General features: G+C 40.3%; 18 protein-coding genes. 12 read left to right on the top strand and 6 right to left on the bottom strand.

Annotation, left to right across the window (positions count from 1 at the left end):
- Together ACZ25G_RS06560 and ACZ25G_RS06555 are read left to right on the top strand one after the other, a co-directional pair.
- Positions 1 to 440 (top strand): HAD-IC family P-type ATPase (locus ACZ25G_RS06560; protein WP_463681919.1); only part of this gene is annotated, 440 nt, incomplete at its 5' end.
- A complete protein-coding gene (locus ACZ25G_RS06555) occupies positions 430 to 597 on the top strand; it encodes a hypothetical protein (protein WP_191481585.1) in 168 nt (55 codons plus the stop codon). The genes ACZ25G_RS06560 and ACZ25G_RS06555, both read left to right, overlap by 11 nt.
- 56 nt (positions 598 to 653) lie before the next feature.
- Here ACZ25G_RS06555 and ACZ25G_RS06550 read toward each other — a convergent pair whose 3' ends face one another.
- The 3 genes from ACZ25G_RS06550 to ACZ25G_RS06540 are packed head-to-tail and all read right to left on the bottom strand — an operon-like array spanning position 654 to position 4,652.
- A complete protein-coding gene (locus ACZ25G_RS06550; protein WP_463681918.1) occupies positions 654 to 3,185 on the bottom strand; it encodes a hybrid sensor histidine kinase/response regulator in 2,532 nt (843 codons plus the stop codon).
- Positions 3,182 to 3,541, bottom strand: a complete 360-nt coding sequence (locus tag ACZ25G_RS06545; RefSeq protein ID WP_463681917.1) for an Hpt domain-containing protein — start codon at positions 3,539 to 3,541, stop codon at positions 3,182 to 3,184. The genes ACZ25G_RS06550 and ACZ25G_RS06545 overlap by 4 nt, the downstream gene beginning before the upstream one ends.
- 1 nt (position 3,542) lies before the next feature.
- On the bottom strand, positions 3,543 to 4,652 hold the full coding sequence (locus tag ACZ25G_RS06540; RefSeq protein WP_463681916.1) for an HD domain-containing phosphohydrolase: 1,110 nt from the start codon (positions 4,650 to 4,652) through the stop codon (positions 3,543 to 3,545).
- A gap of 241 nt (positions 4,653 to 4,893) precedes the next feature.
- Here ACZ25G_RS06540 and ACZ25G_RS06535 point away from each other — a divergent pair, with 241 nt between their 5' ends.
- From ACZ25G_RS06535 to ACZ25G_RS06490, 10 genes are all read left to right on the top strand, one after another.
- Complete coding sequence (locus ACZ25G_RS06535; protein ID WP_191481581.1) at positions 4,894 to 5,106, top strand: FeoA domain-containing protein; 213 nt, start codon at positions 4,894 to 4,896, stop codon at positions 5,104 to 5,106.
- A 157-nt stretch (positions 5,107 to 5,263) separates the two neighbouring features.
- Positions 5,264 to 5,536, top strand: coding sequence for a DUF6110 family protein (locus ACZ25G_RS06530; RefSeq protein ID WP_191481580.1), 273 nt, complete (start codon positions 5,264 to 5,266; stop codon positions 5,534 to 5,536).
- Between the two features lie 86 nt (positions 5,537 to 5,622).
- On the top strand, positions 5,623 to 7,719 hold the full coding sequence (locus ACZ25G_RS06525; protein WP_191481579.1) for a heavy metal translocating P-type ATPase: 2,097 nt from the start codon (positions 5,623 to 5,625) through the stop codon (positions 7,717 to 7,719).
- A 71-nt stretch (positions 7,720 to 7,790) separates the two neighbouring features.
- On the top strand, positions 7,791 to 8,921 hold the full coding sequence (gene tgt / locus ACZ25G_RS06520) for a tRNA guanosine(34) transglycosylase Tgt (RefSeq protein WP_191510596.1): 1,131 nt from the start codon (positions 7,791 to 7,793) through the stop codon (positions 8,919 to 8,921).
- A gap of 76 nt (positions 8,922 to 8,997) precedes the next feature.
- Complete coding sequence (gene yajC / locus ACZ25G_RS06515; RefSeq protein ID WP_191481577.1) at positions 8,998 to 9,339, top strand: preprotein translocase subunit YajC; 342 nt, start codon at positions 8,998 to 9,000, stop codon at positions 9,337 to 9,339.
- Positions 9,340 to 9,431: 92 nt separating this feature from the next.
- A complete protein-coding gene (locus tag ACZ25G_RS06510) occupies positions 9,432 to 9,857 on the top strand; it encodes a TIGR04086 family membrane protein (RefSeq protein WP_191481576.1) in 426 nt (141 codons plus the stop codon).
- Between the two features lie 62 nt (positions 9,858 to 9,919).
- Positions 9,920 to 10,060: a six-cysteine ranthipeptide SCIFF gene (gene scfA / locus ACZ25G_RS06505; RefSeq protein ID WP_342680700.1), complete on the top strand. Its 141-nt coding sequence runs from the start codon at positions 9,920 to 9,922 to the stop codon at positions 10,058 to 10,060.
- 88 nt (positions 10,061 to 10,148) lie between these two features.
- Positions 10,149 to 11,504: a thioether cross-link-forming SCIFF peptide maturase gene (gene scfB, locus ACZ25G_RS06500; protein ID WP_191481575.1), complete on the top strand. Its 1,356-nt coding sequence runs from the start codon at positions 10,149 to 10,151 to the stop codon at positions 11,502 to 11,504.
- Positions 11,505 to 11,539: 35 nt separating this feature from the next.
- On the top strand, positions 11,540 to 12,346 hold the full coding sequence (gene proC, locus ACZ25G_RS06495; protein ID WP_463681915.1) for a pyrroline-5-carboxylate reductase: 807 nt from the start codon (positions 11,540 to 11,542) through the stop codon (positions 12,344 to 12,346).
- A gap of 150 nt (positions 12,347 to 12,496) precedes the next feature.
- On the top strand, positions 12,497 to 13,162 hold the full coding sequence (locus ACZ25G_RS06490; RefSeq protein WP_463681914.1) for a hypothetical protein: 666 nt from the start codon (positions 12,497 to 12,499) through the stop codon (positions 13,160 to 13,162).
- A gap of 22 nt (positions 13,163 to 13,184) precedes the next feature.
- On the opposite strand, the gene ACZ25G_RS06485 is transcribed toward ACZ25G_RS06490, so the two are convergent.
- The 3 genes from ACZ25G_RS06485 to ACZ25G_RS06475 form a co-directional block, all read right to left on the bottom strand.
- Positions 13,185 to 14,108: a tyrosine recombinase XerC gene (locus ACZ25G_RS06485; protein ID WP_463681913.1), complete on the bottom strand. Its 924-nt coding sequence runs from the start codon at positions 14,106 to 14,108 to the stop codon at positions 13,185 to 13,187.
- Between the two features lie 215 nt (positions 14,109 to 14,323).
- A complete protein-coding gene (locus ACZ25G_RS06480) occupies positions 14,324 to 15,508 on the bottom strand; it encodes an ABC transporter permease (protein ID WP_463681912.1) in 1,185 nt (394 codons plus the stop codon).
- Between the two features lie 148 nt (positions 15,509 to 15,656).
- Positions 15,657 to 16,086, bottom strand: a 430-nt coding sequence (locus ACZ25G_RS06475) for an efflux RND transporter periplasmic adaptor subunit (protein WP_463681911.1), incomplete at its 5' end; no start/stop codon positions are given.

The raw sequence follows: 16,086 nt of genomic DNA, 5'->3' as shown, positions 1-16,086 counted from the left end.
AAAAGCTGCAAATCCGTGAGGTTCATGCCAACTGTCTGCCAGAAGACAAACTTACCTGGATTGATACTTATCAGAAGAAAAAAGAATCCATTTGTATGATTGGGGATGGGATCAATGACGCACCTGCTCTGAAAAAAGCAGATGTGGGAATTGCCATGGGCGGTGTGGGAAGTGATATCGCCGTAGATGCAGCGGACATTGCTTTGGTCGACGATGAAGTTAAAGAAATACCGCATTTATTGGCCTTATCACGTCGAATGATGACCACAATTAAATGTAATCTAACCTTTTCTATGGTTCTAAACTTTTTAGCAATTATTCTAGCAATTACTGGGATTTTAAATCCTGTTGTAGGCGCCCTTGTACATAATGCTGGATCTGTACTGGTCATTATAAATTCTGCAATATTGTTGAAATGGAGGAAAAGAAATGTTAATTAATGTGATTGCAATACTGATCGGCGCATTAATTTTAGTCAGTGGAATTTATTACTTCTTAAAGGAAAAAGGGGATCGAGAATCGAGAAAGATTTATGGAACTGCAACCGGTATAGGCGCAGTGCTGTTGATCATTTTTACTATTCGACTAATTTTTTAATTTTGATAAAGGCAACATTCATAATAAAAGGCCATCGTTAGAGCGATGGCCTTTTATTATCGGTCAGATTGCATCATTAGCTTTGAAAGAGTTTGGCAGAGCAAAAGAAAATCAATGGGCTTGGATATATGAGCATTCATACCAGCAGATGTCGTTTGCGCAATATCCTCTGTAAAAGCATTGGCTGTAACGGCAACGATTGGAACTGTTGTAGCGTCAGGCCGAGACAGAGAACGAATTTTTTTTGCTGCTTCACATCCGTCCATTTGAGGCATTTGCATGTCCATCAATATTGCATCATAGGTAAAAAGCGGAGATGATTGAAATAAGTCGACTGCTTCAATACCATTCCATGCCTGAGTAACCTTGATTCCATACATGGTGAGCATTTCAGTTGCAATTTCCATGTTAATAAGGTTATCTTCAGCCAAAAGAATATTTCTGCCCTCCAGGGAGATTTCTCTGGAGCTGGAAACTTTTGACTCATTCTCTATTAACTCATTTGCATTTACAACAAGAAAGGGGAGGACAACAGTAAAAGTACTCCCCTTTCCCAACTCGCTTTCTACCTGGATTTGCCCACTCATCTGGGTAACTAGATTTTTAACAATTGGCATGCCAAGCCCTGTACCGGAAATTTCTTTGCCGCTAAAACGTGTTTCCCGGGCATAAGGTTCAAAGAGACGTGGGAGAAAGTCTTTTGACATGCCTAATCCAGAATCCTTGACCACAATTTTATATTTGGCCTGTTTATCCCGCCCAAGCTGTTTTATCTCGACCGATATGGAATCGCCTTCATCAGTGAACTTCAATGCATTAGAAACAAGATTGTTCAAGATTTGACTCATGCGCAGCGAATCTCCTAGTACATAGCTATCGTCGATCTGAAAAGAGACCATAAAATTTTTCTTTTCCTTATCAGCCTGTAAGCGGAAAGCTGCCATAGAGTCTTCTATGCATTTTTTTAAATCAAACTGTTGATTGTCCAAAATCACTTTTCCTTGTTCAAAGCGAGACATATCCAGAATATCATTAATGAGGTTTAAGAGCTGATTACTGGAAAAGTTGATCTTCTCGATATATTCTGAAACCTTCTGGGGATCCTTTGAGTATTGAGAGATAAGATCGGACAAACCAATGATTGCATTAAGAGGGGTGCGCATATCATGAGACATATTACTGAAAAATGCCTGCTTGGCCTTTTCGCTTTGTCTTGCATTTTCCAGTGCATTTTGTAATAACTTTCTTTCTTGAAGCTGCCTATTTTTTTCTTCTTCAACTTCACGGAAGCAAAGTACCGCTTCCTGTGGCTCCAGAGATTCATCAAACAATATGCGTACATTGACCCAACGGTATTCATCACCAAATTTTCGCTGGAAATCCCCGCCAAAGTTTCGAATTCTTTTAGACAGTAACTTCTGCATATTTTGCAAGGAAAAGCTTTCCATATATTCATGATAGGCATCTGGTTCAATTATTTCTCCCATGACATTGAGTAAAATTTCATACTTTCCTGTTTTTTGAATTCTACTTCGAATATATTTGGAACCCTTGATCATCTCGTATGTGTCGTCTTTTACATTTACACGATATAAAGCATAGTAAGAATTTCCTAATACACGAACGGTTTCATTTGTGCGGTCAATACGCTCATTTAGCTTCACATCCCGCCAGGAAAGCCATATGACCGCCACGAAGAAAAGTCCAAAGAGAATAGAAAAAACGATTGTAATCTGATACAAGTCCCCTAAGATGCTGGAGTATGGTATGGTGATCATGGATATCCAGCTATTATCCATGGCAGTATAATAAACCGCCCGTCGATTTCCCTCTAAATCGACAACGCTGGTATCATAGCGATAAAGTTCTCCAGCATTAATCTTTTCAATTACCCCGCTTATATATGATTGCAGCTTATGATCTGTTTGTATCAGATCTGTTTGGTTATAGATTAGTGTACCAGAAGCATCACACAGAAAAAAGGAGCTTCCTTCTGGCAATTCCTCTAGGCTAACTTGAAATTGTAAACTTTCAGGAAAGATGTCAAAAGCTAGCAAGCCATTAATATTGGCGCATTTTTGCGCTATAGTAATGACAGGTTTGTTATAGATGGCATCAGTATAGACATCGGTAAAGATAACTTCACCTTCTGCAGCGATTGCACGTTGATACCATTGGGTCTCATAAATATTGTAAGTATCATCATCTTCCCAGGGATTGGCGGCAATAATTTTTCCGTTGATAACCGCATAGGGATCTACGCTTTCTACTCCCAGTACCGCCTGCAGACGTTGAAAATACATCTGTATCCATTCCGACAGTTCTTCTTCTGACAGCCCATCTTTTATTCGTGTTTCCATAGATTGCGTGCCAAAAGAAAGAAGAGTTTTATAGACCGTGAGGTTATTACTCTCCTCCGCTGCATAGTTTCGGGAGAGAGACATTCCTAGACTTTGCGCATTTTGGAGCAATTTTGTTCGCAATAATAAAAGACCGCTACTGGCCAAAATTACAAGAACTAAAAACGCAAAAATATTGATCCTCCCATGTCGAAGCATATCTTTCCATTTTTTTCTTGTTTTCCTCATGAAAAGTTCCTCCGAATTGCCTGGGTGATGTTTATATAACTTTCGCTAATGTCTGACATCATTTCAGTAGCCTCTTTCCACCGTTGTTCTCTAAAAAGAGACACTTGTCTTGTTAAAAGGTCAAACAAATGGTTCATTGAAAGATTTCCACATATGCCTTTAAGCGTATGGGATGACTTAAGGGCCCCTTCGCTATCACCTGAAGATATGGCAGCAAGCAAATCATGATAATTAGAATCTTCTAGAAACTTTTTTAAAAAGCGCTCAAATAAAGATTCGTTCCCCATAAAGCGCTCCATAGCACTGTTTACATCAATACCAGCGTCAGCTAGAGACTCGATAAGTCGGACGTCCAAATTAAACAACCTCCTCCGCACTATACGTGAAATATAGTTCCCTAATATTCTTTTCCACAGAGAAAAAACACTCTAATAAATCCGGATTAAACACGCCACACTTTCCATATCGGATCATGTCTAGCGCCTTCTGTGGAGAGAAAGCATTTTTATATACGCGTTTGCTTACCAGCGCATCATAAACATCGGCCAGTGCTACAATTTGTGACCAAATAGAAATTTCATTTCCTTTAAGTCCATCAGGATAACCACGTCCATCCCAGCGTTCATGATGATGTCTAGCGATATCATAGGCATATTCATAAGCTGGCAGTGCCTGCATTTGTGGGATTTTTTCCAGCAGATGGGCACCTTGGAGGGTATGAGTTTTCATAATTTCAAATTCTTCTGCCGTCAGTTTTCCGGGTTTATTTAGGATGGCATCAGGAATAGCTATTTTCCCAACATCATGCATAATAGATGCTAAGGCTATATGATCAATAATTTCCGTCCCAAGATCTTTGCCCAATACAGTATGGGTGAGCATATATTTGGTAATGTCATGGATACGCCGAACATGAGTACCAGATTCACCGCTGCGGAATTCAATAGCAGTTGAGAGAGACTCAATCATTCCCATGTGAAGTTGAATGATCTGTTGCGCCTGACGTAATAATTCTGATTGTTGTTTTTCCACTACATTTCCTAGACGCTTTCGCGCTTGAAAAAGCTCCACAATAGAATTAACCCTTTTTTGAATCATATAAGGGATAACTGGTTTACTAATTACGTCCATAACTCCCAAATGATAAGCTTCCTTTATGGTATTATCACTAGCCTCTGCTGTAATTAAAAAAATAGGAATTAAATCAGGAATTTGCAGTTTTTTTAGATGCCGCAATACCTGAATTCCATCCATTTCTGGCATAACAACATCCAATAAAACAGCACAAAATTTATCGGGAGATTTTAAAATTTTTCCCAAACCAATTTTTCCATTTTCAGCTTCATCTATCTGATAAGAAGAGCAGAAAATGTTTTCTAAAATTCCACGGTTGATTTCGTCGTCGTCTACGACCAATATAGTATCCGGAGCGTTATATGCCACTGCGGGAAGGCGATTATCCCCCATACTATCGATCCTTTCTTAACAGAAAACTCCGTTTATATTTTTTATTATACTACATTTTACTGATCTAACACTATAGAGAAGACACTGATTCTAAGAAACTACTTAAAAAAATTAAAAAGTCGGGTGAATTTTAGTTGTTTGACAAATGATTTGTATAGTGGTAAAATTATCTAGAATTAGCTAGAGCTAACTAAAATTAGTGAAAGCTAACTATTGTTAATAATAAGACAGGAGATGAAAAATGTTGCCGTTAAGTTTTGTCTCTCCTGGAGAGGAGCAGATCATAAAAAAAGTGGGTGGTTCTTTCGAATTAAAATCCCATTTAAAGGATATGGGATTTGTCGTTGGGGGCAAAGTGACTGTCATTTCTACCATTGGGGGTAACTTAATTGTTATGGTCAAGGACACTAGGGTTGCAATTAGTAGTGAAATGGCAAAGCGTATTATAGTATAAGGGAACAAAATTACCAAAGAAACCTATAGACAGAGTAAGAATAGGAAAGGATGTGCAAAAAATGAAGCGACATCGGTTTTGGGCATTTGCAGCAGCTTTTTGCTTTGTTATGTTGTTTATCACTGGCTATTCTCATAAATAAAAGGAGGAATTTATTGTGTTAAAAGTCTCTCAAGTAAAAAAGATCGGGTTATTTTTAGGAGGAGTTCTCTTTGGAACAGCTGGGATCAAAATCCTTTCGAGCAAAGATGCGAAAAAAGTGTATGTCCACTGCACAGCAGCTGCCCTTCGAGCAAAAGAAAGTGTGATGAAGACGGTAACAATAGCACAGGAAAATGCGGAGGATATTTTAGCGGAGGCTAAACAGATCAATGAAAAAAGGACTGCTGAAGAGGCGGCTACATTGATCGATGAGAACATAACAGAGTAATAAGATAGAAAGGAGTTTTGGGCTGCATCAAAAGATACAGCCCTTTTTTCTGCAGTTAGCTGTAGAATTATTGTGGAGGACTTGTTGTGAAATTTATTATCAAACACGAAATATTGGGAAGACTTCGGATTCATTTGGTACAATCTTCAATGTCAATTCAACAAGCGGATATTTTTCTTTATTATCTAGAACATCTACATGGTGTCCAAAAAGCAAAAGTATATGAGCAGACAGGAGATGCCATCATTTATTATTGTGGTGATCGCAACCTACTGTTAAAATCGTTGCAGCAATTCCAATATGAAAATGTTAATGTACCGAAAGGACTATTGGAGAGTTCTGGGCGTGAGCTCAATGCGAAATATCGAGAAACATTAATTTGGAAAATTCTAGTACGCACTTGCTGCAAATTTATTTTCCCCGCTCCCGTTCGCGCTTTATATATTGGCGTCAAATCCCTCCGATACATTCAGAGAGGATTACGCTGTTTGCTGAGGGGGCGACTAGAAGTGCCAGTGTTGGATGCAACAGCCATTGGGGTGTCACTTTTACGGGGAGATTTTACCACTGCAGGTTCGGTCATGTTCCTTCTGAGTATTGGAGAGATTCTCGAAGAGTGGACCCATAAAAAGTCGGTAGGCGATCTTGCCCGTAGTCTCTCTTTAAATGTAGGAAAGGTCTGGCTAAAACGGAGAAATCAGGAAGTACTTGTAGATATAGCTGCTGTGATGCCTGAAGATCATGTAGTTATCCATATGGGGAATCTGATTCCATTTGATGGCATTGTTGTGGGGGGAGAAGCTATGGTCAACCAGGCCTCTTTAACAGGTGAGCCACTGCCAGTGAAAAAGGAGTCAGGAGGTTATGTTTATGCGGGGACCGCTGTAGAAGAGGGAGAATTGACAGTTCAAGTTAAAAGAGTTTCCGGATCGACAAGATATGAAAATATTATCAAAATGATTGAGGCTTCAGAAAAGTTGAAATCATCTGTAGAAAGCAAGGCAGAGCATCTGGCGGATCGGTTAGTCCCTTATACCTTTATTGGGACAGCAATCGCCTGGCTGGTTACACGAAATATTACGCGTGCACTGTCCGTGCTTATGGTAGACTTTTCCTGCGCATTAAAGCTGGCGATGCCGATTACCGTACTTTCAGCCATCCGCGAAGCTAGCTCCTATCATATCACTGTAAAGGGCGGAAAATATTTGGAGGCACTGGCTGATGCAACAACAATTGTATTTGATAAAACAGGTACATTGACAAAAGCAAGGCCGACAGTCAAGGATGTCGTTGTCTTCGGAGATGGCACTTCTGCAGAAATGCTGCGAATGGCAGCTTGTTTGGAAGAACATTTTCCTCATTCTATGGCAAAAGCAGTGGTGAAGGCGGCCAGAGAACAGCATTTAGAGCATCATGAAATGCATTCCAAGGTTGACTATATTGTTGCTCATGGTATTGCATCATATATCGGAGAGAAACGTGTGATTATTGGAAGCTATCATTTTGTTTTTGAGGATGAGGGATGCGGTATTCCCCACGAGTTTAAGAATAAATTTGATCAACTTCCCTCAGAATATTCCCATCTATATCTGGCCATTGAAAACGAACTAGCAGCTGTGATTTGCATTGAGGATCCAGTACGAGAGGAAGCTAAAGATGTTATTCAGCAACTAAAACATGAGGGGATCCATAAAGTTGTAATGATGACAGGGGATAGTGATCGTACTGCGGCAGTGATTGCTAAACAGGTAGGAGTGAACGAGTATTACTCTGAAGTTTTACCAGAGGATAAAGCCAACTACATTTTAAAAGAAAAAGAAAATGGAAACATCGTTGTTATGGTTGGGGATGGGATCAATGACTCTCCGGCACTTTCAGCTGCGGATGTAGGAATTGCTATCAGTGATGGAGCGGAAATTGCCCGGGAAATTGCTGATATTACCGTAGCCGCGGAAGACCTTCAAGAACTTCTTACCTTACGACGCTTAAGCAAAGCAATGATGAAGCGGATTCACACCAATTATAGAATTATATTGGGGGTGAATGGCGGCTTAATTTTACTTGGAGCTGGGGGCATAATTCAACCGACGGTATCTGCATTCTTACACAACGCCTCAACTCTTGGAATCAGCCTACGTAGCATGGAAAACTTAATTTCCGAGGAGAACAAATCAGCTCACTGATACATGAATATTTGCTTTTATCCTTTTAATTTGCTATAGTTAATAAGATAAAATAACGTTGGAGTGACTCAATGTATCAGTTAATAAAAACAGAGGGAAGCGCACGGCGAGGTATTTTTGAAACGGTTCATGGAACTGTGCAGACGCCGGCCTTTATGAATGTGGGAACATCGGCTGCGATCAAAGGAGGAATTTCCTCTTATGATTTGGTAGATTTAAAGTGTCAGGTAGAACTTTGCAACACCTATCATCTTCATGTGAGACCCGGGGATCGTCTTATTCACGACATGGGTGGCTTGCATAAGTTTATGGGCTGGAACCGTCCAATACTTACCGATAGCGGTGGCTTTCAAGTCTTTTCACTTTCTACCCTCAGAAAAATCAAAGAGGAAGGCGTTTATTTCCAATCCCATGTAGATGGAAAGCGTATTTTTATGGGGCCTGAAGAGAGTATGAGGATTCAGTCAAACCTAGCTTCCACGATTGCGATGGCTTTTGACGAATGTATTGAAAACCCTTCTCCCAGAGAATACGTAGAGAAATCCTGCGCTCGTACAACCCGCTGGCTGATTCGGTGTAAGGAAGAGATGAAAAAATGCAACCAGCGTCCGGACACCATCAATCCTCATCAGTTGCTTTTTGGTATCAACCAGGGGGGAACCTATGACGATATTCGGATCCAACACATGAAGGACATTGCCGAACTTGATTTGGATGGCTATGCTATTGGCGGTTTGGCAGTGGGAGAAACCGCAGAAGAAATGTATCGTATTATTTCTGCGGTAGAGCCTTGTATGCCGAAGAATAAACCTCGTTATTTGATGGGGGTAGGCACTCCTGTTAACATTATTGAGGCAGTGTATAGGGGCGTGGATCTTTTTGATTGCGTCATGCCAAGCCGAAATGCTCGCCATGGGCATATGTTCACGTGGGAAGGAATTATCAATATTGCCAATAATAAATACGCCAAAGATGACCGACCGGTGGATATGAATTGTACTTGTCCGACCTGCCAACGCCATTCTCGTGCTTATATTCGTCACTTGTTTAAGGCCAATGAAATGTTGGGGATGCGCTTGGCTGTGATGCATAATCTGTGGTTTTATAACACGTTGATGGAAAAGATTCGTGAAGCCCTGGATTTGGGAGAATTTGCAGCGTTTAGGGAAAAATATCTTCCAATTTTGGGAAAACGTATTTAAATTCTTTTGAAGATTATTGCATCGCCTGAGGCGTTATGTTATAATTTTTCTTATCATATTCGGAGGTGCAAAAAACATGCTTTTAGAAACTGGGAATACGGCAACTGCTTTGCTTTATCAGTTTGCCCCGCTTGTTCTCATTATCGTCCTGATGTATTTTATTTTGATTCGTCCCCAAAAGAAGAAAGAAAAAGAAGTGCAGAAAATGCGCAGCAGCCTGGAAATCGGAGATGAAATCACTACTATTGGCGGAATTATCGGCCGTGTAGTCAGCATGAAAGAAGACACTATTGTCATTGAAACTGGAAGTGACAGAAGTAAAATGAGATTGGCTCGCTGGGCGATTCAGAGCAATAATACTCCTCACGAGGCTGAAGCTGCTCCTGCTAAACCTACAGCAGAAAAACCGGAAAAATAAACGGTTTCCTTACGAAGCGTCATATGTCCTTGGCTTTTGTCATACAATGATGTTGGAGCATCATTGTATGACAAAGAACCAGGAGGGGACATATGAAACAGCGAAAATCAAGGCGTGAGCAGCAAAAGCTAGAGGAAAGTTTTGTCATTACCTATCTAAAACCGGTAGGAATTGGGGTTGGTATTGGCATTGTTGTCACGGGGCTTTTGCTCTTTCTTTTTTCTCTGCTTTTAACGATTCAAGATTTCCCCAAGGGTATTATTTTGCTGTTGAGCCTTGTATGTTTATCAGTGGGAGCATTTGTTTCCGGTTTGATTGCCGCAAAGTTAAGTGGTGAACATGGCTTATTTTACGGTTTTTGTTGTGGGTTAATTTTTTGCATTCTTATTTTGGTTTGTACAATGGTCACTGGCCAGAGTTATCTATCAAATACAGGAATTTATAAATTTCTTTGTGCCATTGTATTTGCTGTGTTGGGTGGAATTTTGGGGGTTAACCAAAAACGGAGAAGAAAGTAATTGCTTGGATAAGAAAAATATGGTATAATTTTATCATATAAAAGAATAGGAGAGAGTGTATCATGAAAAAACATGTCAAAACTTTAAATAATGCCAATCTGAAACAATCTGCTGCCAAAGGTGGCTGTGGTGAGTGCCAGGCTTCCTGCCAGTCTGCTTGCAAAACTTCTTGCACAGTAGCAAATCAGAAATGTGAGAAATAGTCTGCCAGATTCCGAAATTGTATGAAATGTATTAAGGGACAGTTTCTGTCCCTTAATTTATGTTTAAATTTGAGTTGTGAGGAAAGTTATGATACATAAGTATTTTTTAAACGGTTATTATATTGTATTGGATGTTCACAGTGGCGCAGTTCATGTCGTTGATGAATTATTTTACCATATGCTAGATTTCCTCTCTGCGCCTTTGACACCGGTGTGTCCGCAGAATATTTTTAAGGAGCTCCCCAACTTTCAGCAACGGGAAATAGAGGAAACTTATGAAGAAATATATGAACTGTATAAAGCAGGACAACTTTTTTCTGAAGATGACTATGAGCAATTTCGTGATATGATGGTTTCCTCTCCTATTAAAGCCATGTGCCTTCATATTGCTCATGACTGCAACCTGCGTTGTAAGTATTGTTTTGCATCCACCGGAGATTTTGGAGCTGGACGCAGGTTGATGCCCTTGGAGGTTGGAAAGAAAGCCATCGATTTTCTGATTGCTAACTCCGGAGAGCGGCATAATCTAGAATTAGATTTTTTTGGCGGCGAACCACTGATGAATTTTGATGTTGTCAAAGAAGTAGTAAAGTATGCCCGAGGTCTAGAAAAAATCCACAATAAACGTTTTCGGTTCACAGTGACCACCAATGGAATGCTGCTTGATGATGATAAAATTGACTTTATCAACAAGGAAATGAGTAATGTGGTCCTATCCATTGATGGAAGAAAAGAGGTCAACGACCGCATCCGTACCCGAGTTGACGGCAGTGGCTGCTATGACAGCATTCTCCCCAAGTTTAAGCGCTTGGTAGAAAAAAGGGGGCATGATCAGTATTATGTCCGCGGTACCTTCACTAAATATAACTTGGATTTTGCGGAAGATGTACTTCATTTTTATCATGAAGGATTTGACCAAATATCCATTGAGCCTGTTGTTACAGATGCATCCAATGATTATGCAATTACCGAGGCTGATCTACCAGCAGTATTTGCGGAATACGAACGGCTAGCAAAAATCATCATTGAACACAAAAAGAGCGGAAAAAGCTTTAACTTTTTCCATTTCATGATCGATTTGGATCAAGGTCCATGCGCTATTAAACGCCTGCGGGGTTGCGGCTGCGGCAATGAATATGTGGCGGTTACCCCTGATGGTGACATCTATCCCTGCCATCAGTTTGTAGGGATGGAAGAGTGGAAAATGGGTACTGTGGATACTGGAATCGAAGATAAAAAACGGAAGGAAAATTTTGCTAAGGCCAATATCTATGGTAAGCAGGAATGCCGTGATTGCTGGGCCAAGTTCTACTGCAGTGGTGGATGTAATGCCAATAACTTTCAGTACGCAGGAGATATCTTAAAGCCCTATCATCTTGCCTGTGAGATGGAGAAAAAGCGGCTAGAGTGTGCGATCATGATCAAAGCAGCGCTTGCAGAGTAAAATTAGGAAAATACAAAGAAAAGGTGGTTGGCGCAATGAATGGGATTCGTATTGGATTTATTGGCGGAGGGAATATGGCAACGGCCATTATCCAAGGAATTATCTTGAAACAGTTTGTCCCTAAGGAAAATCTATATGTTTTTGATGTATCGGAAGAACGCTGCAAATATTTTCAAGAGCAGGGAATAACAATTGCGAAAAATTCTGTAGATTTAGCTGACCATTGTGACTATATTTTTCTCGCTGTGAAGCCACAAGTCATTGAAAGCGTGTTGACAGAACTGAAAGGGCACATTGATGACCACCATGTTGTGATTTCTATTGCTGCAGGAATCAGTGATACCTACATTAAAACTACCCTTGATTTTGATTGCAAGGTGGTATTGGTGATGCCAAATACACCGCTTTTGATTGGATGCGGTGCATCTGCCTTGGCTAAAATTCCACCGGTTACGGATACTGAATTTCAGCTTGTCTTCGATATTTTTTCTTCCGTAGGTAAGGCAGTAGTCATTCCAAAGGAGAAAATGAATGAAATCATTCCCGTCAATGGAAGTAGTCCGGCTTTTATTTATTTACTCGCAAAAATTGTAGCCGATTATGCAGACTCATTGGGCATTGAGAGGGAAACAGCGAATACGTTGTTCTGTCAGACCTTAATTGGCTCCGCGCAAATGATGCTGCAGTCAGGGAAAAGCCAGGACGAACTCATCCGGATGGTTTGTTCTCCTGGGGGTACGACACTCAAATTGGTGGATACTCTCAACGAAAAGGATTGGAAAGGCATTTTGGAAGAGGCCATGAAACGGTGTATCGACAGGGCCTATGAGTTAGGAAAATAGAAATGAAAGCGGGAGCCAAAATGGCTCCCGCTTTCATTTCTATATATAAGAGTTAATATAGAGTATATTCAGTCATAGTTGTCCTCTTTTTTGCATAAATTAGACTATACTGATAGCAAAGGATGGGACAGGATGATGGACAGGACTGTGATGACAAATACGGCAGCAAGACGGATCCATAGTTCGTTACCGCCGACACTGACTCCTCAAAAAAGCTCCGCCAAAAACTATCTTTTGCCACATGTTTTTACGATTATCTTTGCAGTTATATTGCTTCTCGGCGTTATTGTTGGGACACTGCTAACCAAAAAGATAGGGATTGATGCACTCTCTGATTTGGGCATTATCACCAAAGAGTTTATAGAAGTAAAAGCAGGGCAAACCTTTCTGCAAAATTTCAGCTCTTCTTTTATCTCCGGATTTCTCTATTTGCTCATTCTTTTTTTTATGGGGTTTACCGCGATTGCACAGCCGCTCATGTTGGGAGTTGTATTTTTTAAGGGATTAGGCGTTGGCCTGTCTATGGGATATGCTTATAGTACATTAGGTCAAAATGGTATTCTTGCTGCACTGGTTTTTCTCCTGCCCAATGCGCTTTTCATTGCGTTTTCAATTTTATGGGCAGCAAAAGAGTCCTTGAAACTTTCTGTTTTGTTCTTTTTTAAGTTGCTTTCAGATGACAATCATACTGCCTTAGGGAAACATGCTAAAAAAATGTGTGTAAAGTATGTAGGCATTACAGCTTTTTATATTGTGGGTTGTGCTTTGGAAAGCGGAATTATCAGCCTGTTTGGAGGTTTTTTTACCACTTTATAGGAATAGGAAAATGAAAGCCGCACTATGTCTTGCTTTTCTTTCGGACATGGGCAAGGGGAGATGCATCTGCAGCATTTTTGAGCTGCTCATTGGAGACGTGGGTATAAATTTCTGTTGTTCCAATATTTGCGTGGCCTAAAATTTCTTTCAGCGCACGAATATCTACGTGACCGTGTTGATACATTAGTGTTGCTGCAGTATGTCTCAATTTATGGGCGGAATATCCCATCCCATCTAAGCCACACTTCTTTAGATTTTCCGTGACAATCTGTTCCACCCGGCGCTTATTAATCCGATTGCCATTGCGTGAAATAAAAAGTGCATTCCGGTCTTTTGGAGATTTTTTGAGCCGGATGGGAAGATAATCATTGATGGCTTCTATACACGCATCGTTTAGATATATCATTCGCTCTTTGTTGCCTTTACCAGTCACTTTAATGCTGCTTTCTTTAATATCACCTAAATTAATCCCTACAAGCTCGGATAAGCGCATACCGCAGTTTAAGAACAAAGTTAAAATACAATAATCTCTTTCTTTGTTATCACCGTCCACTTGAGACAGCAGAGAAATACTCTCTTCTAAAGACAAATATTTTGGTAAACTTTTTTTATTATTCGGAACTTCTAATTCTTTAATGGGGTTTTGTTCCAAAATATTAGCTTTAACAGTAAGATAATTAAAAAATGCTTTTAAGCTGGATGCTTTTCGACATCGTGTCCTAGTGCTATTCTGGCGTTCTGAAGAGATAAAATGCATAAATTCATAGACATCTGATAAAGTAACACTTTTTATAAGCGAAGCATCAACATCAGCAATATCAATTTGATCTACTGGAGTGTCCGCGGAAACAAGATGTTTATGGAGTTTTAAAAATCTAAGAAATAGACGGATATCAAGATAATATCCCTGAATGGTATTGGGTGAACGACCTTTGATAGTTTCCATATAAAATAGAAAACTTCTTAAAAGTTCTGGACAATCATTATATGAAGACGTAGCCAAAGACAATCACTCCAGTCATCGTTAGGTTAGGAATATCTTGCTTATTATTATATCATGGAATCGCTATTTTGTCTCCCCTTAATTTCGCTAAATTTTTATTTAGCGAAATAATGAATATTTTGAATTCGCCTCTCTCCCCATAGCTATTATTATAGCTATTATTCGTTGCGCAGTGCGTCTACTGGTTTGAGACTAGCCGCTTTTTGCGCTGGATATACCCCAAACAGTACACCAGTCCCCACAGAAAAGACAACGCAGGTCAGAATCAACTGTGGATTGATAATAATCTCCACGTCAACCATTGAGCAACCCACAATGGCAACGCCAAGCCCAATTGCAGTGCCGATTGCACTGCCCAGGAAGGAAATTGTCAAGGTTTCAATGAGAAATTCTACCATGATATTGCGCCTACTGGCGCCGATTGCTTTTTTTATCCCAATTTCTCTCGTTCGCTCAGTAACTGATGACATCATTACCGTCATAATACCGAGCCCCGCCACCACGAGTGAAATGCCGGCAATGACAGAAAGAACGGTTGTCACAATGGAAAGAACTTCGGTAAGTTGATCCTTCTGCTGGGAAATATTTTCACTTTTATAGGCTCCTATAGCGCCCTCTTGTTGATTCAATGTAGCGACAATTTCTCTGCCAACGCTGTCTACATCATAATTTTCCTGTACCTTAATGGCGATGCGATCGAAATTACTTTGACCAGATAAAAGGCCCAAGCTGGAATATGGCACATATAAAAAAGATGGAATATAATTTCCTACAATATTTTGTAATATATTTCCTCCAGAAGAGACTACTCCGACAACTTCAAATGATTCCCAACTTCCGCCAATGTTAAGTAGGATATTTTTCCCCACGATATTGCTACGTCGATAGGCTTCCAGCGCCATTGATTCATCTACAACGCATACATTGGCCGATGTAGCTATATCATACTGATTGATGAGCCGGCCATAAATTGGTGTCAAGGCAATGACCTGTTTTGCTCCTGCATCAATGCCCCAAATCAATGATTGGGACTCTTGCGCGCCAACCTTTACATCTGTGTATTGCATGACAATTGGAACTGCGCTGCTTACTCCATCAAACTCCTTGATTTCCTGGAGCTGTTCTTCAGATAGTAAGGTAGTCTCTTTATCTTCAGGTAAAATGGAAACCCCATCGATTCCCAGACTGCTTAGTTCTGTCTCAATTGCACTTTTTCCCACATCCCCGATAGTAGAAATAAGAACAAATGAGGCGACACTGATACAGATGGCCAAAATCGTCAAGAAACTTCGGAACTTTTTTCTACGGAGATTTTTGATACTAGCAATAATTAAATCGAACAAATTTTCTCCTCCTTTTTATTCAGACAATCCTCACATACTGACCATTTTTACGGATGCTGCTATTATTTTGAATAACCACATCTCCTAGTCCTAATCCAGCAGTCACCTCTACACCGGACTGCATCTCCTCCCCTGTCTCAATATAGCGCTACACAGCCTTTCCATTTTCATAGAGAAATACATATTCCTTGCCATCTTGATCCTGTCCTATTGCCTCATAAGGCACTGTCAGAACATTTTCTCTTATTTCCGTCGCGATTTGTGCCTTCGCGGTAAATCCTGCCATGAGATATTGATCTGGCTGATCTATTTCAATAAGAATCTCTACCGTCGACTCTGAGTTTAGGTTTGTACTTGATTTTTTCGCGGTAGGAAAAATTCGAGTTACTGTGCCGGTGTAATATTTTCCAGAAAAACCAGAACCAGTAATGTAACATCTATCTCCATGGGATACCTCCTGTATCTGTGATTCTCCCACTTCAGCGCGAAGAGCCAATTTAGAATTATCCACGATGGTGACGGCTGCTGTTCCGGCTTGAGTAGGCATTCCTGTTTGGAGGGTAAGGTCACCGATAACG

It is taken from the genome of Zongyangia sp. (genome assembly GCF_965361945.1).
This window is presented reverse-complemented; position numbering and strand designations above follow the sequence as displayed.